The sequence below is a fragment of the Sphingomonas sp. BL-S-30 genome (assembly GCF_055521475.1).
Genome location: NZ_CM145481.1, coordinates 4945655 through 4968837, shown reverse-complemented (window position 1 = coordinate 4968837; position 23183 = coordinate 4945655). Strand labels below are relative to the sequence as shown.

Genomic DNA, 23183 nt, shown 5'->3' with positions numbered 1-23183 from the left:
AGGCGTCGCGTCCTTTGCCTAGTGAGCGGCGCGGCCGACCGTCTTCATGTCGCTGAAAAAGGCGGCGCGGCTCGGGCGGAGGTTGGACAGTTCGAGCGGACCGGGCACGCCCCAGGCGCCTTCGGGACGGATCGTCACCATCGGATCGTCGCCGATGCCGATCGGATGCTCGTCCGCCTCGCCATCCAACTCCATCTCGCGATAGTCGACATCGGCGAATTTGAACAACGGGCGCTCCGCCATTTCGCGGAAGCCGAACATCGCCCAGAACGGCACCAGATCGAGCCGGGCATGGCCGTAGAAACGGCGAAAACCCTTGTGCCGCGCCAGCGCCAGCGCCTCGCGCACCAGCTTGAACGCCAGCCGGCTGCGACGATATTCGCGGCGTACCGCCAGCCGCTCGACCTTCACGAAATCGCCGAAATAGCGCATGCGGATGCACCCCGCCGGATCGCCGTCGATGAAGCCGATCAGGTGAGTCGCGCAGAAGTCGTTGCCGTCGAATTCCTCGGAGTAGAGGCAGAATTGCTCGCTGATGTAGGTCGAGGAGCGCACGGCGAAGATCATCGCCATGTCCTCGAACGAGCGGACCGGGCGCACCTCGATCTTCGGGGCCTGGCGCGCCGGCGCCGTCATCCGCGTCGGGATCGGCGCCATCTCCGCCCGGGGCAGGACGACCAGCAACCAGTCGGGCGCGCCCGGATAGACCCGATTGGCCTGCTCGAAGCCCATCGCGGCGTTGAGTCGCGCGGCATGATCGGTCACGGCGCGGGAGAAGAGCGGACAGCCATCGGGCACCAGCTCGGAAAAGATCCGTGCCATGCCGGGAAGCGCGCGGGCCAGCCGACCGGGCGTCCAGGTCATCCAGATATAGACCGCGGTCGGAATCTCATGCTCGGCGACGATCCATTCCGGCTTCGGCTCGCGGCCGTTGAGGGTGCCGGCGAGCAGATGCTCCGCGCCCTCGGCGGACAGCGGCAGATAGGCGATCATGGTGGGGTCGTCCGCGTCGCTCAGCCCCTCGATGACGCGGACGATGGCGGGATTGCGCTTGCGCATCCGGTCGATCGCGCTGAACGGCGCGACCGGGAAAAGGCGTCCGGCCTTGTCGAGCACGGCCTGGATCTCGGCGTCGCTGGCAGGCCGCGATACGGGCGGCGATTCGGTCCGCGACAGGGTGCGCTCGACCTTTTCGGAGAAGCGAAGCCTGCCGAAACTGTCGGAATTCCGTTTGTGCGGCTCTGCTCGCATTTTGTCGCTCCCACTGTTAAGTTAGCCTCGGACAGGAGTGTAATGGCGAGCAAGCAACCGGCCGCGATCCAAAATCCGGACCATGGTGTTCCCAGGTGGAACGCCACGCACGTTCGCACGCTCGTTCGGGACCTGGACTGGGACGATCTTCGCGCGCTCCTGCTCGTCACCGAACATCATAGTTTTCGTGCTGCGGCAGACAGTTCCAGGCTGTCCCTCAATACTTTGCGCCGCCGGATCGAGCGGCTGGAGGACCGGATCGGCACCAAATTGCTGGGTCGGTCGAGAAGCGGCGTCGTGCCGACCGATATCGGCCTGATGCTGGCCCGCGCCGCGCGCGAGATGGCGGGCGCCGCCCTGTCGGCCGAGTCGGAGGGTGATGGCGAGGCCAATGTCCTGATCAATCCCGGTGAACTGACCATCGGTTGTACCGAAGGGCTGGGCAGCCTGTGGCTGACGCCGCGCCTGAACGACCTGTCGCCCGCATTGTCCAACCTGACCGTTTCGCTGCAGCTCGATTACGACGTCGCGCGCGACCGCAGCGACGTCGTCGATGTCGGCGTCGCGTTCAGCGAGCCGCACCGGCGCGATCTGGTCCGGGCCAAGCTGGCGACGGTGCATTACATGCTGTTCGCGTCCGAAGCCTATATCCGCCGCAATGGCGCGATGACGTCGCTCGATCAGTTCCGCGAACACCAGTTCGTCGAGCAGAGCGGGCCGGGCCTCAACCCCGGACTGATCAAATATCTGGTCGGATCGGACTGGCCGGCGAGCTTCATGCCGATCCGGTCGAACTCGGCGCTGTCCGTCTATTGGGCGGTGGTCAATGGCGCCGGCATCGCCGCGCTGCCGACCTATGCCCGGGCAGTGTCGAAGCATCTGATCCCGCTCGACGTGCCGTTGCCGCTGCGGTTCGACCTCTGGTATTATTTCCATGCCGAAGCGCGGCATTCGCCGGCGGTGCGTGCGACGATCGACTGGCTGAAGACGGCGTTCGACTCGGACCTCTATCCCTGGTTCGCCGATCAGTTCGTGCATCCGCGCGATTTCGAGAAGAACCGTACCGGCAAGGTCATCCGGCTGTTCGAAGGGCTGCTCGACCCAAGAAAATAGTCAGGCCGGCCGCGTCCAGGCGCAGCGGCCGGCGACATAGGTTCGGGCGATCGCGCGGTCATCGCCCAATATCTGGAGCGCGAACAGCTTGTCCGCGAGGCCCGCCCCGGCGGTGCGCCGTGCTAGCAACGGCGTGGCCGCAGGATCGAGCACCACGAAATCGGCCTCCTGCCCGGGCTGAAGCCCCCCGATCCGGTCGGCGAGACCGAGCGCCCGGGCGCCACCGGCCGTAGCGAGATGGAGCGCGCGGAACGGATCGAGCGGCGTGCCGCGCATCTGCCCGATCTTATAGGCCTCGCCCAGGGTCGCGAGCAGCGAGAAGCTGGTGCCCGCGCCGACATCCGTGCCGATCCCGATCTTCACGCCGTGGCGATCGGCGCGCGCCAGATCGAACAGGCCGGAGCCGAGGAACAGGTTGCTGGTCGGGCAGAAGGCGATGCTGGACCCGGCGTCGCGCAGCCGGGCAAGCGCGCGATCCTCCAGATGGACACAGTGCGCGAACACCGATCGCGGGCCGACCAGCCCGAAGCGATCATACACGTCGAGATAATCCAGCGCCGTCGGGAAGCGGCCGGCAACCGCGGCGATCTCGCCCCTGTTCTCCGCGAGATGGGTGTGCATCAGCACCTCGGCGTGCGCGGCGACCAGATCGCCCGCCCCGGCAAGCTGCGCATCCGAGGAGGTAAGCGCGAAGCGCGGCGTCACCGCGTAACCGAGCCGCCCGCGCCCGTGCCACCGCGCGATCAACGCCTCGCTGTCGGCCCGGCCGGTCTCGACCGAATCGCGCAGGGTCTCGGGGCCGAGATCCATCAGCACCTTGCCCGAGACGATCCGCATGTTCCGCGCGAGCGCTGCCTCGAACAGGGCATCGACGGAATGGGCATGGACCGTCGCGAAGACCAGGGCGCTGGTGGTGCCGTTGCGCAGCAGTTCGTCGAGGAAGAAGGCCGCGACCGCATCGGCGTGAGCGCGATCGGCAAAGGCGGCTTCGGCCGGGAAGATATGGCGTTCGAGCCATTCGAGCAGCTGGCCGCCATAAGCGGCGATGCTGTCGGTCTGCGGATAATGGATATGCGTGTCGACGAAGCCGGGGACGAGCAGTCCCGACAGGCGTTCGACGGGCATGCCGGGGAAGCGCGGGGCGAGATCGGCGTAGTCGCCGAACGCCACGACCAGGCCGTCCTCGATGACGAGCAGCCCGTCTTCATGGTGGCGGATCGTGCCGCCTTGCGCCGGATCTTCCGGAACGCTCAGCAGTTCGGCGCGGAAGCCCTGGGCGGTCATGCCGCGTGCCGGGCGAGCGAGAGGATCTGGGCAAGCGCCGCGATGGCGATCACCGCCGGTTCCTTGCCGGTCACGCCGGGCAGGCCGATCGGGCAGGTGAGGCGCGACACATCGATCCCCTCGTTCGAGAGCCGGGAGAGGAAGCGTGCGCGCTTGGTGGCCGAGCCGATCAGGCCGACATAGGCTGCGGTTCCGGCGAGCGCCGCGGCGGTGAGGCGGTAGTCGAGGGCGTGATCGTGGGTGACGATCAGGATCGCGGCATCGGCGGGAGCGGTACGGGCGCAGTCGACCATGGCCTCTTCGTCGACCTGCATGACGCCGGGATAGTCGGCGGCGTCCTCGCGGCTGTCGAACCAGGCGAGGTGGAGGGGCAGCCCGGGCGAACGATCGGCGATGGCGCGGCCGACATGGCCTGCGCCGAAGAGGATGAGGGGGGTGCCCGGGGTTTCGGTAGGTTCTACAAAGCGGATGCCGGCGACGGGAAGCGGGCCGCGAGCGAGAAGCAGGACCGTTCCCCCGCGAAGGCGGGGGTCCAGAGTCGCAGACATCGACGCTTTTGGCTCTGGACCCCCGCCTTCGCGGGGGAACAGCTCGCGCTCGATGCGATCCTCGAGCAGGCTAACGACGGTAGGTCGACCCTGATCCAGAATCTCGATCACGCTCTCGTCCAGCCGCTCGACCAGCACCCTTACCCGCCCGCCACAGCATTGCCCGAGCAGCGGCCCGAGCGGATAATCCTGCACGCGCCAGCTCCCCGCCGGCAGCGCCAGGATCGCACGCGCCTGTTCGGTCACCCGCCATTCGAGCGCGCCGCCCCCGATCGTGCCGTGGAGCGCATCCGCCGTCACCACCATGCGTGCGCCGGGCCCGCGCGGGGCGGAGCCTTTGGTTGCGAGGATCGTCACCAGCGCGGTTGGGCCCTGCGCCAGCGCCGCGCGCGCCGCTTCGGCCCATTCAGCCATGACGGCCCCGCAGGCGATCGATCGCGGCGAGGATTCGTTCGGGTGTCGCCGGCGCGTCGAGATCGGGCAGGCCCTTGCCCGGGGCGGCCGCCGCGATGGCCTGAGTCAGCGCGGAGAAGACCGAGATCGCCAGCATGAATGGCGGTTCGCCGACGGCCTTGGAGCGGTGGATGGTCGGTTCGGCATTGCGGCCGCGTTCCCATAGCCGGATGTCCATGCGGCGCGGGCGGTCGCTGGCGGTCGGGATCTTGTAGGTCGACGGCGCATGAGTCAGCAGCCGGCCGCGATCGTCATAGACCAGCTCCTCGGTGGTCAGCCAGCCCATGCCCTGGACGAAGCCGCCCTCGACCTGGCCGAGATCGATCGCCGGATTGAGCGAGCGGCCGACGTCATGGAGGATATCGACCGCCAGCACCTTGTGCTCGCCGGTGAGCGTGTCGATCACCACCTCGGACAGGGCAGCACCATAAGCGAAATAGAGGAAGGGCCGGCCGCGGTGCGTGGCGCGGTCGTATTGGATGCTGGGCGTGGCGTAGAAGCCGGTCGAGGACAGCGAGATGCGGCCGAGATGGGCCAGCCGGCAGAGCGTATCGAACGGCACGGTCTCGCCGCCCGCGACGACGCCGTCGCGGGTAAAACGCACGGCCTCGGCCGAGCCGCCGAACCTGCCCGCCGCGAACTCGGCGAGGCGCGCGCGGATAGTCTCCGCTGCATTGAATGCCGCCATGCCGTTGAGGTCGGCGCCCGACGAGGCAGCGGTCGCGGAGGTGTTGGGCACCTTGTCCGTCCGGGTCGCGGAGATGCGCACGCGGTCGACCGGGACGGCGAAGACGTCGGCGACGATTTGCGCCACCTTGACCATCAGCCCCTGCCCCATCTCGGTGCCGCCATGGTTCAGATGGATCGAACCGTCGGCATAGACATGCACGAGCGCGCCGGCCTGGTTGAGATGCGTGGTGGTAAAGCTGATGCCGAACTTCACCGGGGTCAGCGCGAGGCCCTTTTTCAGCACCTTGTGGCTGGCGTTGAACGCCTCGACCGCGGCGCGGCGCGCGTCATAACCGGTGCGCGCTGCCAGCTCGGCGATCAGTTCGGGCGCGACATTGTCCTCGACCTTCATGTGATAGGGCGTGACATCGCGGCCCGGCGCGTAGAGATTGATCCGGCGCACGGCGAGCGGATCGAGCCCGCGGGCGGCGGCGATGGCGTCCATCACCCGCTCGATCGCCATCATGCCCTGCGGCCCGCCGAACCCGCGAAAGGCGGTGTTGGAGACGGTGTGCGTCTTCAGGCGGTGGCTGACGATCTCGACCGCGGGCAGCCAGTAGCAATTATCGGCGTGGAACATCGCGCGGTCGTTGATCGCGGGCGACAGATCGGCGGTGGCGCCGCAGCGCGAGGCAAGCTCGAGGCGGATGCCCTGGATCCGACCTTCGTCATCGAAGCCGACGTCATAGCCGATCTCGAATTCATGGCGCTTGCCGGTCATCACCATGTCGTCGTCGCGGTCGGCACGGATCTTGGCCGGGCGGCCGGTCTTCGCCGCGACCAGCCCGCAGGCAGCGGCATAGGCGGCGGCTTGTGTTTCCTTGCCGCCGAACGCGCCGCCCATGCGCCGGACCTCGACCGTGACATCGGCATGGCTGCGCGCCAGCACCTTGGCGATGAGGTGCTGCACTTCGCTTGGATGCTGGGTGGAGGACAGCACATGGACGTGCCCCCCCTCGCCCGGCGTGGCGAGCGCAGCCTGGCCTTCGAGGTAGAAATGCTCCTGCCCGCCCATCTCCAGCCGGCCCGACAGGCGGTGCGGCGCTGCGGCGAGCGCGGCATCGGCGTCGCCGCGGGCCATGCGCTGGCTGGGCTCGATCAGCGATCCTTCGGCCAGCGCCTGGGCGATGGTGACGAGCGCGGGGAGTGGTTCGACGATGGCGTTACCCAAGCGCGCGGCGCGGCGGGCGGCGGCGGCGCTCGTCGCGGCGACGACAAACAAAGGCTGGCCGGGATAGAGGATTTCATCCTCGGCGAAGAGCTTGTCGTCGCCCGCGACCGGGCTGACATCGTTCTTGCCGGGAATATCCGCCGCGGTGAGCACCGCGACCACGCCAGGGGCTGCGCGGACGGCGTCGAGATCCAGCGCGGCGAGCCGGCCATGCCCCTCGACTGCCAGCCCGAAGGCGAGGTGCAAGGTGCCGGGCGCTTCCGCGACATCGTCGACATAGAGCGCGCGGCCGGCGACATGCGCCTCGGCGCTGTCGTGACGCAGCGGCCGATGGACCGCGCCGGGAGGAAGCTCGGTATCAGCCATCGGCCAGCACGCTGGTGACGTCGCCCGACTGCTCGGCCCAGAGGCGGCGCAGCAGGTTCGCGGCGACGGTCAGGCGATAGGCGCTGGAACCGCGCGCATCGGTGAGCGGGGTATAGTCGCGGGCGAGCGCCTGGGCGGCAGCTTCGATCGTTTCCTCGGACCAGGGCTGGCCGGTCAGTGCCGCTTCGCAGGCGAGCGCCCGTGCGGGCGTGCCGGCCATGCCACCAAAGGCGATGCGCGCCGCCGTCACCCGGCCCTGCTCGACGGTGATGGCGAAGGCGCCGCACACTGCGGAAATGTCGCTGTCGAAGCGCTTCGACAGCTTGACGATGCGGACAATCGTCCCGGCCGACGGGTGCGGTACATGGACGCTTTCGACGAACTCGTCGGGCGCACGGTCCTGCACGCCGTAACGGAGGAAGAAGCTTTCCAGCGGGATCGTCCGCCGCGCATCGCCGCGCCGGAGCGTCAGGGTCGCGCCGAGCGCGATCAACGCGGGCGGCATGTCGCCGATCGGCGAGCCATTGGCGATATTGCCGCCGATCGTGCCCGAATTGCGCACCTGTAGCCCGCCGATCCGCCGCGCCAGCTCGCCCAGATCGGGGTGAAGCCGCGCCAGCGCCGCCTTCGCCTCGGTATAGCGGACGCCCGCGCCGAGGGTGAGGCCGTCCGCGTCCTCGGCAATGGTGCGCAGATCGGCGACATCGCCGATGAAGATCGCGGTGCCGAGATCGCGATATTGCTTGGTCACCCAGAGCCCGACATCGGTCGCGCCGGCGACGATCCGCGCGCCGGGGTGCGCGACCAGCAGGGCGGCGAGTTCGTCGGCAGTCTGCGGGGCGAACCAGCCAGTGCCCGAGTCCTGGCGGGCGATCCCGCGCAGCAGCGCTGCGATATCGGCGTCGTCGGACTCGCCCGGCGGCACTGCCTCGCCGGCGTCGAGGATCGGGCCGTAGCCGGTGCAGCGGCAGAGATTGCCGGCGATGACGTCCGCCACCGGCTCACCCTTTGTACCCGCCGCGCCGATGCTGCGGCCATAGAGCGACATCACGAAACCGGGTGTGCAGAAGCCGCATTGCGAGCCGTGCCGCTCCACCATCTCGCGCTGAACCGGGTGGAGTTCGCCGTCCGGCGACAGGCTCTCGACCGTGCGGAGCGCCTTGCCGTCGAGCATCGGCACGAACAGGATACAGGCGTTGACCGCGCGCCATGCCACGACGTCATCGTCCAGCTCGCCGAGCAGCACGGTGCAGGCGCCGCAATCGCCCTCGGCGCAGCCTTCCTTGGTGCCGGTGCGGCGGAGCTTGTAGCGGAGCAGGTCGAGCACGCTGTCGGTGGCGGTCGCCTTGACCTCCATCACCGCGCCGTCGAGGACGAAACGGACGGTGCCGGTCATGGTACGGCCTGACTTACTTCAAGCCCCTCCCCTTCAGGGGAGGGGTTGGGGGTGGGGCAGTGCGGCAAGAACTGGCGCCTGCATATGCGGGACTGCCCCACCCCAACCCCGCACCGGGTGAAGAGCGCCCCGCGCTCTTCAGGCCATGCCGGGGGCATGGCCGACCCGGTGCGCCTGAAGGGGAGGGGCTTTAGAAAAGATTGCCGCGCCCTCATCTCGGTGCCCCGGCAGCGATCCAGGTGCCGAGTTTCTGGCGCTCGAGCTTCGTCATGTCGGTGGCGTTGCCGAGCGGCATGACCTCGGAATCGACCGCCACCTTACGGATGCGCGCCGACAGGGCGCGGACGTGACCATAATTGTCCATCACCACGCCGAGCGGCGGGGCGGTGAAGGCGGGGTTGGTCGGGTGCACGCTGTGGCAACCCACACAATGCTTCGTCAGGATCGGCTCGATATCGGCGAACACGACAGGCGCGGACGGTGCCGGCTGCTCGCCCGCATCGGCAGGCGCCGCCGACACCGCGGCGCTCTTCTCCATCGAAACATAGGTCACGCTTGCAAAAGCAAGCACCGCCGCCACGACCAACGCCGCCCCGGTCGGCTGCGCGCGGTGGCGCAGGTTGAAGACATGGCGAACCGCGACGCCGGTCAGGCCGAGCAGCGCCAGCACCAGCCAGGGCCGCTGCGCGCCATAGGTCATCGGATAGTGATGGCTGATCATGATGAACAGCACCGGCAGGGTCATGTAGTTGTTGTGCAGCGAGCGTTGCTTGGCCGCTTTGCCCAGCGCGGGATCGGGCGTGCGCCCGGCGACCAGATCGGCGACGACCTTGCGCTGGTTGGGGATGATGACGAAGAACACATTGGCGACCATCGCCGTGCCCATCATCGCCCCGATATGCATATACGTCGCACGCGCATTGAACACGCGGTCGAGCAATATCGCCGCGACGAGCAGGAAGGCGAACCAGACGATTCCGAGCAGCCGGTTGTTCCTGCCCAGTGGCGAGCGGCACAGCAGATCGTAGAACAGCCAGCCGACCGCCAGCGCGGCCAGGCCGATGGCAATCGCCTCGGCGGGGCTGAGCGCTGCCTTGGCCGGATCGATCAGATAACTCTGCGCGCCGACATAATAGACCAGCACCAGCAGCGAGAAGCCGCTGATCCAGGTGAAATAGGCCTCCCATTTGAACCAGTGCAGGCGATCCGGCATCTGGCTCGGCGCGACCTGGTATTTCTGGTTGTGGTAGAAACCGCCGCCATGGACCGACCAGAGTTCGCCCGAGGCCTCGCCTTGCGCGGGCGGCGTCAGGTGATTGTCGAGCCAGACGAAATAGAAGGACGACCCGATCCAGGCGATGCCCGCCGTCAGATGCAGCCATCTGATCGCCAGGTTGAGCCATTCGGCGAGGTCGATCGTCATGGTCTCAGCTGCCCCGATAGGTTGAATAGCCATAGGGCGAGACGAGCAGCGGTACATGATAATGCCCGCCATCCGCCGCGATGCCGAAATCGACCACCACATCATCGAGAAAGGGCGGATCGGGCAGCGCGACGCCAAGGCCACGGAAATAATCGGCGACGGAAAAGCGGATCGCGTAGCGCCCCGCTACAAGGCCCTCGCGCATCAGCTCCGGGCAGCGGCCGTCCGCATTGGTCGTGCCGCGCGCGATCTCGCCATGCGGCCCGGTCAGCGCCAGGCTCAGCCCGGCGGCGGGCCTGCCGTGCATGGTATCGAGCACATGGGTGGAAAGACTGTTCATGCCATGTCCTTGAGGCGGAGGCGCACGATCTGGCCGATCTCGGCGATGGCAGTGGCGATCTCGGTCTCGCGGTCATTGCCCAGCCGCTGCTCCATCGCCGCGAGGATGCCGGCCTTGTCGGTCAGCCGCACGCAGAGGATGAAGGGGAAGCCGAAGCGCGCGCCGTACGCAGCGTTGAGGGCGTGGAAGCGATCGAACTCCTCTTGTGTCAGGCGGTCCAGACCCGCCGAGGCCTGTTCGGCGGCTGATTCCGCGGTGAGCGTCCGGTCGATCGCTGCCTTGCCGGCCAGTTCGGGGTGGGCGCGGATCAGCTTGAGCTGTTCCTCGGCCGTCGCCTCATGCACCACCGCCATCAGCCCGGCATGGACGTCGCCGAGCGGCAGTCGGGCGGCGGCACGCATCACCACCCAGGGGCTATGCTCGAACAGTCCCCCATAGTGGCGGATAAAGGCATCGGGATCGGTCTCGTCGATCATGACGTCGTCCCTTCGATCGAGACATGCGCTGAGACGATCTTCCAGCCATCAGCGCCCTTCACCCAGGCCTGGCTCTGGCGGCCGCGCCTGTCGCTACCTTCCCGGAAGAATTCGGCATTGGCGGTGGCGAAGCTGTCGCCATAGGTCGTGATCGCGACGCGGCCGAGCCGGCGCTGCGGCGATCCGCCCCGGCCCTTGCGGAATTCCCTGATCTCGTCCGCGCCGTAGAGCACTTCGCCCACGCCGTAGCGGATCGTGGTCGGCGCATCGGCGAACAACCGGTCCATCGCCGGGATATCGTCCGCCATCAACGCGCGTTCGTATTCGTGGAACGCGGCGGTCACTTCGGCCAGGATGCGGGGATCGTCGATCGTCATGCCGGGTACAGTTCGAGCCAGTGGCGGGCGATGTCGATGCGGCGCGCGACCCAGGCGTCGCCGCTTTCCAGCACATGATCGAGGAACTGCGCGACCGCGATGGCGCGACCGGGGCGGCCGGCGATGCGGCCGTGCAGGCCGACGGACATCATCCGACCGCCTTCCGCGCGGAGCTGCTCATAGGTGTCGACGAGGTAGCGGAAGAACTGCACACCCTCGGTGAAGCCGTTGAGCGCGACCATCTTCATGTCGTTGGCGTCGAGCGAATAGGGGACGATCAGCTGCGGCTTGCCGTGCCGGCGGTCGTAATAGGGCAGGTCATCGGCATAGCTGTCGGCATCGTAGAGGAAGCCACCTTCCTCGGTGACCAGCCGCGCGGTGTTGGGCGAGGTGCGGCCCTGGTACCAGCCGAGCGGGCGGGTGCCGGTCAGGCGGGTATGGAGATCGATGGCCCTGGTGATGTGCTCGCGTTCGATCTCTTCGGCGACATATTGATAATCGATCCAGCGATAGCCGTGACTGGCGATTTCCCAGTCGGCCAGGGCCATCGCCTCGACCGCGGCGGGGTTCATCTCCATCGCCGAGGCGACGCCGAACACGGTGATCGGGATCCGGCGCTCGGTGAACAGCCGATGGAGGCGCCAGAAGCCGGCCCTCGAGCCATATTCGTAGAGGCTTTCCATCGCCATCGCACGCGCCGGGTGGCTTTGCGCGCCGACCATGTCGGAGAGGAAGGCCTCGGAACCCTTGTCGCCGTTGAGGACGCTGTTCTCGCCGCCTTCCTCGTAGTTGAGCACGATCTGGACGGCGACGCGGGCGTTGTTGGGCCAGCGCGGGTTGGGCGGGGTCGGGCCGTAGCCGATGAGGTCGCGGGGAGCGGTCATGCGGAGCGGCACCAATTTCCCTCTCCCAGCGGGAGAGGGAGGGAGCCGCGAAGCGGCGGAAGGGTGAGGGTGATCATCCGGACGAGCGCTATCATTCACCCTCACCCTTCCCATGCCTCCGGCATGGGCCCCTTCCCTCTCCCGCTGGGAGAGGGAGATCGATGGCCCCCCTCACCGCCAGACCTCCAGCGCCGCATCCACGCCAGCGCCCGGCAGTGTCGCAAATCCTTCCGCCCGCAGCACCGCCTCCAGCGCACCCAGCGTGATCGCCACCTTATGCTTCATCGCATTGTAGCCCATCGCCCCGATCCGCCAGATCCTGCCCTGGAGCGGCCCGAACGCCGCGCCGATCTCGATCTCGAAATCCTCGCGCATGCGTCGCCGCACCGCTTCGCCGTCGACGCCTTCGGGCACAAATATACCGGTGACGTTGGTCATGCGGTGCGCGTCGTCGCCGAACACGGTCAGCCCCATCGCCCGCGCGCCGGCCACCACCGAAGCACCCGCGAGGCGATGCCGCGCGAACCGTGCCTCGAGCCCCTCGCCCAGCACCACGCGCGCGCATTCGCGGGCGCCGTAGAGCATGGTGGTCGCCTCGGTATGATGGTTGAGGCGTTTTTCGCTCCAATAGTCCATCACCATGGCGAGATCGAAATAATTGGAGCCGATCCGCGCACCGGAGCCGTTGGTGATGTCGTCGCGGACGATGCCCTTTTCGACATGGCGACGCGACGCGATATGCTCCGCCGCGCGGTCTGATATCGTGATCGGGGCCGAGCCCGAAGGCCCGCCCAGGCATTTCTGCAACCCGCCGGTGACCACATCGACGCCCCAGGCATCGGCCTCGATCGCCATGCCGCCGATCGTCGCGGTCGCATCGACATAGGAAAGCGCGCCCGCCGCACGGCACAGGGCGCCGAGCCCGGCGAGCGGCTGCGCCATGGTGGTGGAGGTGTCGCCATGCACCGCGGCCACGACCTTCGGCCCGGTCCGTTCGATCGCGGCGGCGATCGCCTCCATCGGCACCACTTCGCCCCAGGGCGCGTCGACCGTCTCTATAGTGCCGCCGATGCGTTCGACGATTTCGCGCAGCAGCAGCCCGAAGCGGCCGAAATTGACGATCAGGACGGTGTCGCCGGGCGCGATCAGGCTGACCAGAGCGGCCTCGATCGCGGCGCGCGCGGTGCCGTCGACCAGGAAGGTCCAGGGATTCTCGGTCCCGAAGATCGGACGGTAGAGCGCCATGACCTGATTCATATAGGCCGTCATCTCCGGGTCGAACTGGCCGAGCAGGTCAGCCGACATCGCGCGCAGCACGCGCGGATGGGCATTGACCGGACCGGGGCCCATCAGCAGCCGCTGCGGCGGATCGATCTCTCCGAAAAGGTCAGGCGTCAAAACTGTCTCCCAAGAAGCGTTCGCCGAGCCGGTCGATGAAGCCGAGCATCACCCGCCGCGCGATCTCCGCGTCAGCCGGATCAACGCTTTCTGCCGGGTTGTGGCTGATGCCGCCCGCGCAACGGACGAACAGCATAGCGGTCGGGCAGAGCGATGCCATCACCATCGCATCATGCCCCGCCCCGCTGGCGAGGCGGCGTTCCGGCTGCCCCTCTGCCGCCATGGCGTCGGACAGCAGATCCATCAGCGTCGCGTCACAGGGGCTCGCGGGCAGATCATGGACGCGGTCAGCCGAGACCGCGATCTTTCGCCGGGCGCCGATCGCCTCGATCTCGGCGAGAATCGCGCCCGCGACCGCGTCGCGGGCGGCCGGATCGAGCGCGCGAATGTCGATCGAGAAGGCGACATCGCCGGGGATGACGTTGACCGCGCCGGGCCTCGCCTCGAGCCGGCCAACCGTCGCAACGAGATCGGACGTTCCGCCGCTGCCGAGCCGCTCGATCGCCAGGACCATTTCCGACGCCGCCGCCAGCGCATCGCGGCGCAGGCCCATGGAGGTGGTGCCGGCATGACCCGCCACGCCTTCGACCCGGACATTATAGCGACGTTGCGAGGCGATGCCGGTGACCACGCCCACTGCAAGGCCGCCCGCCTCCAATGACGGGCCCTGTTCGATATGCGCCTCGAGATAGGCGATGACGGAGCCTCGGGCGCGTACGGCCCCACCAACACCGTTCGTGTCGAGCGTAGTCGAGACACAGGTTTCCCGACTTCGCTCGACACGAATGGGAGGAGCGTAAGCTCTCAATGCCTCTATAATCGACACGCCATCGCTGTCCGTTACGTCGAGCGCCTGCGGATCGAACGTCCCCGCCACCGCCCGGCTGGTCAGCATCGGGGCGGGGAAGCGCGAGCCTTCCTCGTCGCCGAACGCAATCACGTCGATCGCGAAAGGCAGGCGCCGGCCCGCCGCGTTCAGCGCGGCCACGCATTCGATGCCCAGCATCACGCCGAGCGGCCCGTCATAAGGGCCGGCATCACGCACGCTGTCGAGATGGCTGCCGATCAGCAATGCGGGGGCGCCGGGGGTCGTGCCTTCATAACGACCGATGAGATTGGTCGCGGCGTCGAGGCGGACGGCCATGCCTGCCTCAGCCATCCAGCCCGCGACCGCCTTCTGCGCGGCCGCGAAGGCGGGCGACAGCCAGGCGCGGAACAGGCCACCCTCCATATCGCTGAACGGCGCGACGCCCAGCGCGTCGCAGCGTTCCACCGCCCGCTGCCCGCTGCTCACCATGCCGACACCTGCCCGTCGCTGCGCGGATCGGTCGCGCCCTCCAGCATGCCGTCGGCATGGCGGACGATCGCGCCGGCATGGCCCATGGTCGCGGTGAAGGCCGGCATCAGCTCGACCTGATGGCCCGCGGCGACAAGGTCCTCGTACAGATCGGGCGCGAAGCGATCCTCGATCTTGAGCGTGGTGCTGTCATCGCCCCAGGTCCGCCCGAGCAGCCAGCGCGGGCGGCTGATCGCTTCCTGCAGGCCGATGCCGTAACGGGCATAGCGCGTGAAGATCGCCGCCTGAGTCTGCGGCTGCCCTTCCCCGCCCATCGTGCCATAGGCCATCACGCGCCCGTCGTCGAAACGCGCCAGCGCGGGGTTGAGCGTATGGAAGGGTTTGCGCCCCGGCCGCAGCGCGTTCCAGCCCTGCTCCGTCAGGCGGAAGCTGCTGCCCCGATTCTGCCAGGTGATGCCGGTCCCGGGCAGGACCAGGCCCGACCCGAATTCGAAATAGGTACTCTGGATCGCGCTGACGACGCGCCCCTCGGCATCGGCCACGCCGAACCAGCAGGTATCGCCTGCCGAGGCCGGCTGCGGCCAGGGCAGTGCGCGGGTGAGGTCGATCCGGGCCGCCAGCCGATCGAGCCCGGCCGGGTCATCGAGCAACGCCTGTGGATCGATCTCCATATAGGCAGGGTCGCCGACGTGCCGGTCGCGGATCAGAAAGGCCTGCTTGGTCGCCTCGACCAGGCCATGGACATGGTCGAACCCCTCAGCCCCGGCGGCATGGAGCCGGTCGAACAAAGCGAGGATCAGCAGCGAGGCGAGACCCTGGGTGGGCGGCGCGGTGTTGAACAGCCGCGCGCCCGCGATCGGCACGCTCAGCGGCGCGGGCCGGGTGGCGCGGTGCGCGGCGAGGTCGATCGCCGAAACAGGACTGCCGAGCCGGCCGAGATCAGCGGCGATCGATCGGGCCAGACCGCCCTCGTAGAAGCTTCCCAGGCCGTCGCGCGCCAGTATCGTCAGGGTCGCGGCGAGCTGGGGCTGGCGCAATATCTCGCCTTCGACCAGCGGCCGCCCCTGAGGCTCGAACGTTGCCGCCCAGGCGCCCGGCTGGTCGCGCAGTTCCGCGCCCTTGGCCGCGGCGATCTCCGCCCCGCCGCGCGTCACCGCGACACCGAATTCGGCATGGTGAATAGCATCGCGCAGCAGCCGCGCGAGCGGCAGACTGCCCCCGCTCGAGTCGAGCGCCGCCGCCCAGCCGGAGATCGTGCCGGCCACGGTATTGGCGGCGAGCGGCCCGCGCCAGGGGATCACCTCATGCCCGTTATAGAAGCCAAGGTTGGCGGCTACCGCTGCCCCGCCGCATGCATTGATCGCGTGCGTCCGCCCGTCGGGCTCGGCGATCAGCCAGAAGCCGTCGCCGCCGATGCCGGTCATGTGCGGATAGACCACCGCGAGGCACGCCGCGACCGCGACCGTCGCCTCGACCGCGTTGCCGCCATCCTGCAGCACGCCGAGCCCGGCCTGTGCCGCCAGATGATGGGGCGCGGTCACCATGCCGCGCAGGCTTCTCACTTCGTTACGCATCACGACGGCAACATGAACCTGTAATCATCCGGCCGCCAGCCATGCGAAGCGCAGGATGAACAGCGCCGCGAGTACCAGCAGCAACCAGTCGGTCTTCGTGATCTTGCCGCGCAGCAGCTTCAGCACGGCATGCGCGGTGATACCGAAGGCGAGGCCGTTGGCGATCGAGAAGGTCAACGGGATCAGCGCGACGGTCAGGAAGGCGGGGATCGCCACTTCCGGATCGTCCCACGCCACCTCGGCGAGCGGCATCATCATCAGCGCGCCGACCAGGATCAGCGCCGGCGCAGTGGCCGCGGCTGGAATGAGCTGGGCATAGGGCGCGACGAACATGGCTGCGAGGAACAACAAGCCGGTCACCACCGCCGTCAGCCCGGTGCGGCCGCCCGCCTCGACGCCCGCCGCGCTTTCGACATAGGAGGTGACGGTGCTGGTGCCGGCCAGCGCACCGATCATCGTCGCGATCGCATCGGTGAACAGCATGCGGTTGAGCCGGGGGATGCTGCCGTCGGGCGCGACCAGGCCGGCGCGCTTGGTCACGGCGACGAGCGTGCCGATATTGTCGAACAGGTCGACGAACAGGAACACGAACAGGATTTCGATCACGCCGAGGCCGTGCCTGCCATCGGCGCCGAACACGCCGCCGAGATCGAGCTTGAACGCCGTCTCGGTCAGCGCCTCGAACGAATAGGGCTGGGGCGTGAAGGTGACGAGGCCGAAGACCCAGCCGATCAGCGTGGTCGCGACGATGCCGATCAGCACCGCGCCGCGCACCCGCCAGACGCTGAGCACCGCGATCGTTACCAGCCCTATCAGCGCCAGCGCCGCGCTGGGCGCGTGGAGATCGCCGAGGGCAACGCTGGTCGCCGGATTGTTGACGACGATGCCGGCGTTCTTCAGCCCGATGAAACCGATGAACAGGCCGATACCGCCGGCGACGGCCGCGAGCAGGTGCGGCGGGATCGCGGCGAGGATCATCTGGCGGATGCCCGCCGCGGTGAGCAGCAGGAAGACCACGCCCGATATCAGCACGCAGCCGAGCGCGACGGGCCAGGGCACACCCATGCCCTGCACCACGGTGAAGCTGAAATAGGCGTTCAATCCCATGCCCGGCGCGAGCGCGAGCGGCACATTGGCGAAGCAACCCATCAGAATGCTGGCGACACCCGCGGCAAAACAGGTCGCCGCCGCCACCGCGGCGATCGGCATACCCGCCGCGCCGAGGATCGCCGGGTTGACGACGATGATATAGGCCATGGTGAGGAAAGTAGTGGCGCCGGCCAGCACCTCGGTCCGCACCGTCGTGCCGCGTTCGGCAAGCTCGAACCAGGCGGCGAGCCGTCCCGTCCTCTGCGTTTCCTCGGTCGTCGACATTGGCGGTCCCCCGGCTGCCCCAGATCCGCTCCCGTCCTTCCGGTCGGTGCCGGATCGGCCACGAGCATAGCGCGACTTTACGCGAGCGGAAGAGGGTTCAGGCGGGCGGGCTGAACCCGGTCAGGCCCTCCGCCTCGAGCCGCTCCGCCAGGGCGAACAAAGCGCCTTCGCGACCGGGCACGCCGACGAGTTGCAGCCCGAGCGGCAACCGGCCCGGCCGGCGCAGCGGCACCGCGATCACTGGCAGGCCGATGAAGCTGAGCGGCTGAGTCAGCCGGCCGAGATGGGCGCGGGCGGGCACGCGGGCGCCTTCGACGGTGATGAAAGGATCGTCGATGCGCGGTGCGACGTCGTCGACACAGGGTGCGATCAGTGCGTCGTGGCGTTCGAACAGGGCGTGTACGGCGGCGCGGAAGGTCTCGCGAAAGGCCTGGGCCGTCAGATAGTGCGGTGCGGGGAGCATCGCGCCGGCGATCAGCCGGTCGCGAGTTGCAGGGTCGAAGTCGAGCGGGCAGCGGCGCAATTCGGGCAGATGCCGCGCGCCGCCCTCGGCCGCGGTCATCAGAAAGGCGGCGGAACGGGCGCGGTCGACCTCGGGGAACTCGACGCGTTCCAGCCCGCCGAGATGCGCGTCCACCGCGTCGATCGCCGCTGTCAGCTCGGGCGCGATGGTGCGGTCGAACCAGCCGCCGAGCCGGGCGATGCGGGTTCCGGTCGCGCCACTGACGCCACCGAGAACTTCCCATACCAGCTTCAGGTCGGCGATCGAGGTGGCGAAGGGGCCGATATCGTCGAAGCTGTCGACGAACGGGTAGACGCCCTGCATCGGCAGGCTGCCATGCGCCGGCTTGAGTCCGTACAGCCCGCACAAGGCGGCCGGCACGCGGATCGACCCGTTGGTGTCGGACCCGAGCGTCAGCGGCAGCATGCCGCTCGCCACCGCCGCCGCCGATCCGCCGGACGATCCGCCGGCGAGACGATCCGTGTCGTGCGGGTTGCGCGTGGTGCCGAAGGCCGCGTTGACCGTCGCGAAGCCGTAAGCGAACTCGTCCATGTTGAGCGTCGCGACCAGCACCGCGCCTGCCGTGCGCAGGCGCACGATCGCTTCGGCATCGGCTTTCGCCGGCGGCGCATTGCGCAACATCGCCGCGCCCGCGGTAGTCGGCAGGCCGGCGACGTCGAACAGGTCCTTGACCCCGTAGGGCACGCCCGCCAGCGGCCCGGGATCGCCCCCAGCCGCGACGATCGCATCGACCGCCCGCGCCTCGACCAGCGCGCGTTCGTCGAGCAGCCGCGTTACCGCACCGATCGCCCCGTCGCGTTCGTGGATGCGTGCGATTGCCTCTTCCGCGACCGATACGGCCGATCGATGACCGCTGCGCACGGCCTGGGCGATAGCGAGGATGCTCTCAGTCATTGGACTGCTCGACCAGCTTCACATGCCCGGCCAGGACATCCAGGTTCGTCCGGACACCCGGCAGGCATTCCGGCGGGATATCGAGATCGAGCAGTGCGCGCGCCATCTCGACGATTGCTGTGTCGGTAAGGGGGGTATCGTCCATCGGGCCAGCTTACGGCCAATCTCCATCGGACGATATGCGGCTTTGCGGCCCCCTCACCTCCGGCGTCACCCCGGACTTGTTCCGGGGTCCATCGTGCCGCGAACGAAACGCCGGCGGCGCTTGCGGAAACATGGATGCCGGAACAAGTCCGGCATGACGAAGATGGGAATGTGGTCGCGCTCCACCACGCAAACCCATTGCGGCGTTTCGCCGATCGCGCGACACGGGCTGATGCTGAAACGTTTCCTCGTCATCTTCGAGCCGTTCATCCTGATGTTGATCGGCACGGTCGTGCTCGCCTCGATCCTGCCGCCGCGCGGCGCGGGCGTGCCGCTGTTCGGCGCCATCGCGGACATCGCGATCGTGCTGCTGTTCTTCCTCCACGGCGCCAAGCTGTCGCGCGAGGCAGTGCTGGCGGGGATGAGCAACTGGCGGCTTCACCTCGCCGTGTTCGCCGCGACCTACATTCTGTTCCCGCTGCTGGGGCTGGGCGTCGCGGCCCTGCCCTTCCTGACGCCGCCGGTCGCGATGGGCATGCTGTTCCTGACCTTGCTGCCCTCGACCGTGCAATCGTCGATCGCCTTCACCGCGATCGCGCGGGGCAATGTCGCGGCGGCGGTGTGCAGCGCGTCGATCTCCAACATCCTCGGTATCGTGCTGACCCCGGCGCTGACCGCGGTGCTGATCCATTCGAGCGGCAGCGCGGGCGTATCCTTGTCCTCGGTCGAATCGATCGTCGTCCAGCTCTTGCTGCCCTTCGTCGCCGGGCACCTGCTGCGGCCCTGGATCGGGGCCTTCGTGACGCGCCAGAAAAAGCTGCTGACCATCGTCGATCGCGGATCGATCCTGCTGGTCGTCTATACCGCGTTCGGCGCGGCGGTGGTCGACGGCATCTGGCACCGGCTCTCGGCGGAGGAGCTCGCCGTGATCCTCGCGGTCTGCGCGGTGCTGCTCGCGCTGGTGCTGCTCGCCACCTGGGGCGCGGGAAAGCTGATGGGCCTCAGCCGCGAGGACTCGATCGTACTGCTGTTCTGCGGGTCGAAGAAGAGCCTGGTGTCGGGCGTACCGATGGCCGGCGTGCTGTTCGCGCCCGCGCAGGTCGGCCTGGTCATCCTGCCGCTGATGCTGTTCCACCAGCTCCAGCTAATCGCCTGCGCGGTGATCGCGCGGCGATATGCGGACGATCCCGTACCTTTAGCAGCGCGGCAGGATGATTGAATCGATCGCCTGCGCCACGCCGTCCGCGTCGTTCGCGCCGGTGACGAAATCCGCCTTGGCGCGCACTGCTTCAGGCCCCTGCCCCATCGCGATCGACAGACCGGCACGGGCGAACATCGCCAGGTCGTTGCCCTGGTCGCCGAGCACTGCGGTCTGCGCGAGCGATGCGCCCAGCGCCTCGGCAAGGAGCGACACGCCGTCGCCCTTGTTGGCGGCAAGCGCCGTCACGTCGAGATAATAGGTCTGGGATTGCACCACGGTCGCCCGCGTGCCGAACGCCGCTGCCGCCCGTTCGGCCAGCGCACCGAGCAAGGCGGGATCGTCGCTGACGAAGGTGAGCTTGTCGGCCCGGTCGTACAAAGCGGCGAAGTCGGCGACGATCACCGGCGCCTGGTTCGACGAGACCCGCTCGGAATCGACATGGTGCCCCTGGTCGGTGCTGGCGTACCAGAGGTCGTCGGCGAACACCCAGATATCGACCGCCGCATCGCCGACCAGATCGAACACACCGCGAACCACGTCGGGGTCGATGCGGTGCTGCTCGATCACGGTGCCGTCGCGGCGGAAGATGGTGCCGCCGTTGAACGCGCCCATCACGTCATCGATCGCGAGCGCGTCGGCGATCGGCATCATGCCGGATCGCGGCCGGGCGCTGATGATGGTGAAGCCCACTCCGGCATCGCGCAGCCGGCCGACCGCCGCGATGGTCCCGGGAGTCAGTTTCTTCTGCTTGTCGACCAGGGTGCCGTCGAGATCGGAAACGACCAGCCGGATTGTTTCGCTCGGTCCGTTGCCCACTATTGGGGCATCTCGACATGGCCGCCGAACCCGAAGCGCATCGCCGACAGCAGCTTGTCGCCGAACGTATGATCGACCCGGCTGCGATAGCGCGCGAACAGGGCGGCGCTGAGCACGTTGACCGGCACCGCTTCCTCCATCGCCGCTTCGATCGTCCAATGGCCCTCGCCCGAATCGGCGACCTTGCCGGAATATTTGTCGAGCTGCTGATCCTCGGCGAGCGCCGAGGCGGACAGGTCGAGCAGCCAGGACGAGATCACGCTGCCGCGCCGCCATACTTCGGCGATGTCGGTCAGGTTGAGATCGAAGCGCTCGTCCTCGGGCAGCTTGTCCGAAGACTTGCCGGCGAGGATGTCGAAGCCCTCGGCATAGGCCTGCATCAGGCCGTATTCGATGCCGTTATGGACCATCTTCACGAAATGGCCCGAGCCGGGAGGGCCGGCATGGATATAGCCCTGCTCGGCGCGCGGATCCTCGCTCTTGTCGCCGCGATTGGGCGTGCGCGGGATCGTGCCGAGGCCCGGCGCCAGCGCGGCGAGGATCGGATCGAGCAGGTCGACAGCCTCCTTGTCGCCGCCGACCATCATGCAATAGCCGCGCTCCAGCCCCCAGACCCCGCCCGAGGTGCCGACATCGACATAGCGGATCTGCTTTTCCGCGAGTGCCTTGGCGCGGCGGATATCGTCCTTGTAGAAGCTGTTACCGCCATCGATGACGATGTCGCCGGGCTTCGCGAAACCGGCGATCGTCGCGATCGTATCCTCGGTAGGCGCGCCGGCGGGCAGCATCACCCAGAAGATCGCCGGGCTGGCGAGCTTGGCGTGCATGTCCTCGAGCGAGTCGGCACCGACAGCGCCGTCCTCGACCAGTTCGGCGATCGCCTCGGGCGAGCGGTCATAGGCGACCGTTTCGTGCCCGGCACGCATCAGCCGCCGCGCGATGTTGCCCCCCATCCGGCCGAGGCCGATCAGTCCGATACGCATGGCAATCTCCGGATGGGTCGTTGTGGACAGGTCTTGGATCAGTTCGCGGGTTCGGGATGCTTGGCGCCGATTGCCCCGAGCAGATCGTCGAACGCCTTGGAGAAGGACGCAACGCCTTCCTCGACCAGGGTATCCGTCACCCCGGTCAAATCGAGTCCGAGCCGCTCCGCCTCGGCGAGCGTGTGGCGGGCGCCGTCGACATCGGCCGTCAGCGTCTCGGCGGCAGTGCCGTGGTCGCGGAACGCATCCATCGTCTTGGGCGGCACGGTGTTGACCGTGTCCTTGCCGATCAGGGTGTCGAGATAGAGCGTGTCGGGATAATCCGGGTTCTTGGTGCCGGTCGATGCCCAGAGCAGCCGCTGCGGCATCGCGCCCCTGGCGGCGAGCGCCTGCCAGCGATCCGAGGCGATGAATTCCTCATACCAGGCATAAGCGAGCTTGGCATTGGCGATCGCGACCTTGCCGCGCACCGCCTTGAGCGCGTCGGATTCGGCATCGCCGTCCTTGACGCGCGCATCGATCTTGTCGTCGATCTTGCTGTCGATGCGGCTGACGAAGAAGCTGGCGACGCTGGCGATCCCGTCGACCGGCTCGCCGCGCGACGCCCGGTCCTCGAGGCCGTCGACATAGGCAAGCGCGACCGCCTTGTACGCCTCGATCGAGAAGAGCAACGTCACGTTGACGTTGATCCCGGCATCGATCGTCGCGGCGATCGCGGGCACGCCAGCGGGCGTGCCCGGGATCTTGATCATCAGGTTCGGCCGGTCGACCGCCGCCCACAGCTTCTTCGCTTCCGCGATGGTGCCGTCGGTGTCGTTGGCGAGATAGGGCGAAACTTCGAGGCTGACATAGCCATCCTTGCCGCCGAGCCGGTCATAGACCGGGCGCAGCGTATCGGCCGCGGCCTGGATGTCCTGGATGGCGAGATGCTCGTAGCGCTGCATCGCCGGCGCGCCGGGATGGTCGCGGTCGAACGCGGCGAGCGCAGCATCATAGGCGTCGCCGTGCCCCATCGCCTTTTCGAAGATCGACGGGTTGGAGGTGACGCCAGTCAGCCCGTCCTCGTCGACCAGCTTCTGCAAGCCCCCCTCGGCGAGGAACTTGCGGTCGACGAAATCGAGCCAGACGGCCTGGCCCAGGGCGGCGAGATCGTTGAGACGGCCCATGA

At 68.1% G+C, this 23183-nt stretch carries 20 protein-coding genes and 1 pseudogene; 2 read left to right on the top strand and 19 right to left on the bottom strand.

The window, feature by feature from the left end; all coding sequences use genetic code 11:
• Nucleotides 1–18: 18 nt before the first annotated feature.
• Entirely contained in the window at nt 19–1251 is a 1233-nt protein-coding gene (locus tag ACZ1I5_RS23335) for a GNAT family N-acetyltransferase (RefSeq protein ID WP_465171609.1), read from the bottom strand.
• Between the two features lie 42 nt (nt 1252–1293).
• Between ACZ1I5_RS23335 and ACZ1I5_RS23330 the strand changes: the two genes are divergently transcribed.
• Nucleotides 1294–2364 (top strand): LysR family transcriptional regulator, encoded by a 1071-nt coding sequence (locus ACZ1I5_RS23330; protein WP_465171608.1) that lies wholly within the window; start codon nt 1294–1296, stop codon nt 2362–2364.
• Here the strand turns inward: ACZ1I5_RS23330 and guaD are convergent, their stop codons facing one another.
• From guaD to ACZ1I5_RS23255, 15 genes are all read right to left on the bottom strand, one after another.
• Nucleotides 2365–3648, bottom strand: a complete 1284-nt coding sequence (gene guaD, locus ACZ1I5_RS23325) for a guanine deaminase (protein ID WP_465171607.1) — start codon at nt 3646–3648, stop codon at nt 2365–2367. It abuts the gene before it with no gap.
• Nucleotides 3645–4610 carry a xanthine dehydrogenase accessory protein XdhC gene (gene xdhC, locus ACZ1I5_RS23320; RefSeq protein ID WP_465171606.1) on the bottom strand — a complete coding sequence of 322 codons (966 nt, stop codon included), beginning with the start codon at nt 4608–4610 and terminating at the stop codon, nt 3645–3647. The genes guaD and xdhC overlap by 4 nt, the downstream gene beginning before the upstream one ends.
• Complete coding sequence (xdhB, locus tag ACZ1I5_RS23315; protein ID WP_465171605.1) at nt 4603–6915, bottom strand: xanthine dehydrogenase molybdopterin binding subunit; 2313 nt, start codon at nt 6913–6915, stop codon at nt 4603–4605. Before xdhB ends, xdhC begins: the two co-directional genes overlap by 8 nt.
• Nucleotides 6908–8311 (bottom strand): xanthine dehydrogenase small subunit, encoded by a 1404-nt coding sequence (xdhA, locus tag ACZ1I5_RS23310; protein WP_465171604.1) that lies wholly within the window; start codon nt 8309–8311, stop codon nt 6908–6910. The genes xdhB and xdhA overlap by 8 nt, the downstream gene beginning before the upstream one ends.
• 211 nt (nt 8312–8522) lie before the next feature.
• Nucleotides 8523–9734 carry a urate hydroxylase PuuD gene (locus ACZ1I5_RS23305; RefSeq protein WP_465171603.1) on the bottom strand — a complete coding sequence of 404 codons (1212 nt, stop codon included), beginning with the start codon at nt 9732–9734 and terminating at the stop codon, nt 8523–8525.
• 4 nt (nt 9735–9738) lie between these two features.
• Complete coding sequence (uraH, locus tag ACZ1I5_RS23300) at nt 9739–10074, bottom strand: hydroxyisourate hydrolase (RefSeq protein WP_465171602.1); 336 nt, start codon at nt 10072–10074, stop codon at nt 9739–9741.
• Nucleotides 10071–10550: a 2-oxo-4-hydroxy-4-carboxy-5-ureidoimidazoline decarboxylase gene (gene uraD, locus ACZ1I5_RS23295; RefSeq protein ID WP_465171601.1), complete on the bottom strand. Its 480-nt coding sequence runs from the start codon at nt 10548–10550 to the stop codon at nt 10071–10073. Before uraD ends, uraH begins: the two co-directional genes overlap by 4 nt.
• A complete protein-coding gene (gene hpxZ / locus ACZ1I5_RS23290) occupies nt 10547–10927 on the bottom strand; it encodes an oxalurate catabolism protein HpxZ (protein ID WP_465171600.1) in 381 nt (126 codons plus the stop codon). Before hpxZ ends, uraD begins: the two co-directional genes overlap by 4 nt.
• Entirely contained in the window at nt 10924–11811 is an 888-nt protein-coding gene (gene puuE, locus ACZ1I5_RS23285) for an allantoinase PuuE (RefSeq protein ID WP_465171599.1), read from the bottom strand. Before puuE ends, hpxZ begins: the two co-directional genes overlap by 4 nt.
• Before the next feature lie 171 nt (nt 11812–11982).
• Nucleotides 11983–13161: a pyridoxal-phosphate-dependent aminotransferase family protein gene (locus ACZ1I5_RS23280; RefSeq protein ID WP_465174034.1), complete on the bottom strand. Its 1179-nt coding sequence runs from the start codon at nt 13159–13161 to the stop codon at nt 11983–11985.
• A gap of 37 nt (nt 13162–13198) precedes the next feature.
• Nucleotides 13199–14506 (bottom strand): allantoate amidohydrolase, encoded by a 1308-nt coding sequence (locus tag ACZ1I5_RS23275; RefSeq protein ID WP_465171598.1) that lies wholly within the window; start codon nt 14504–14506, stop codon nt 13199–13201.
• The gene (locus tag ACZ1I5_RS23270) at nt 14500–16080 is read right to left on the bottom strand and encodes a gamma-glutamyltransferase family protein (RefSeq protein WP_465171597.1); all 1581 of its coding nucleotides are present in this window, start codon (nt 16078–16080) and stop codon (nt 14500–14502) included. The genes ACZ1I5_RS23275 and ACZ1I5_RS23270 overlap by 7 nt, the downstream gene beginning before the upstream one ends.
• Nucleotides 16081–16104: 24 nt before the next feature.
• On the bottom strand, nt 16105–17454 hold the full coding sequence (locus ACZ1I5_RS23265; protein ID WP_465171596.1) for an NCS2 family permease: 1350 nt from the start codon (nt 17452–17454) through the stop codon (nt 16105–16107).
• Between the two features lie 97 nt (nt 17455–17551).
• Nucleotides 17552–18871 carry an AtzE family amidohydrolase gene (locus ACZ1I5_RS23260; protein ID WP_465171595.1) on the bottom strand — a complete coding sequence of 440 codons (1320 nt, stop codon included), beginning with the start codon at nt 18869–18871 and terminating at the stop codon, nt 17552–17554.
• Nucleotides 18864–19016 (bottom strand): AtzG-like protein, encoded by a 153-nt coding sequence (locus ACZ1I5_RS23255; protein ID WP_465171594.1) that lies wholly within the window; start codon nt 19014–19016, stop codon nt 18864–18866. The genes ACZ1I5_RS23260 and ACZ1I5_RS23255 overlap by 8 nt, the downstream gene beginning before the upstream one ends.
• Before the next feature lie 231 nt (nt 19017–19247).
• On the opposite strand from ACZ1I5_RS23255, the gene ACZ1I5_RS23250 reads away from it, so the two are divergent.
• Nucleotides 19248–20234: a bile acid:sodium symporter family protein gene (locus tag ACZ1I5_RS23250; RefSeq protein ID WP_465174033.1), complete on the top strand. Its 987-nt coding sequence runs from the start codon at nt 19248–19250 to the stop codon at nt 20232–20234.
• Here the strand turns inward: ACZ1I5_RS23250 and ACZ1I5_RS23245 are convergent.
• The 3 genes and pseudogenes from ACZ1I5_RS23245 to tal all read right to left on the bottom strand — a co-directional run bounded on the left by ACZ1I5_RS23245 (nt 20211) and on the right by tal (nt 23181).
• Entirely contained in the window at nt 20211–21032 is an 822-nt protein-coding gene (locus tag ACZ1I5_RS23245; RefSeq protein WP_465171593.1) for a Cof-type HAD-IIB family hydrolase, read from the bottom strand. The genes ACZ1I5_RS23250 and ACZ1I5_RS23245 overlap by 24 nt on opposite strands.
• A pseudogene (gene gnd / locus ACZ1I5_RS23240) lies at nt 21032–22060 on the bottom strand (phosphogluconate dehydrogenase (NAD(+)-dependent, decarboxylating)); the annotation flags it as partial. The pseudogene gnd and the gene ACZ1I5_RS23245, both read right to left, overlap by 1 nt.
• Nucleotides 22054–23181 (bottom strand): transaldolase, encoded by a 1128-nt coding sequence (gene tal / locus ACZ1I5_RS23235; protein ID WP_465171592.1) that lies wholly within the window; start codon nt 23179–23181, stop codon nt 22054–22056. The gene tal and the pseudogene gnd, both read right to left, overlap by 7 nt.
• Between the last annotated feature and the right edge of the window lie 2 nt (nt 23182–23183).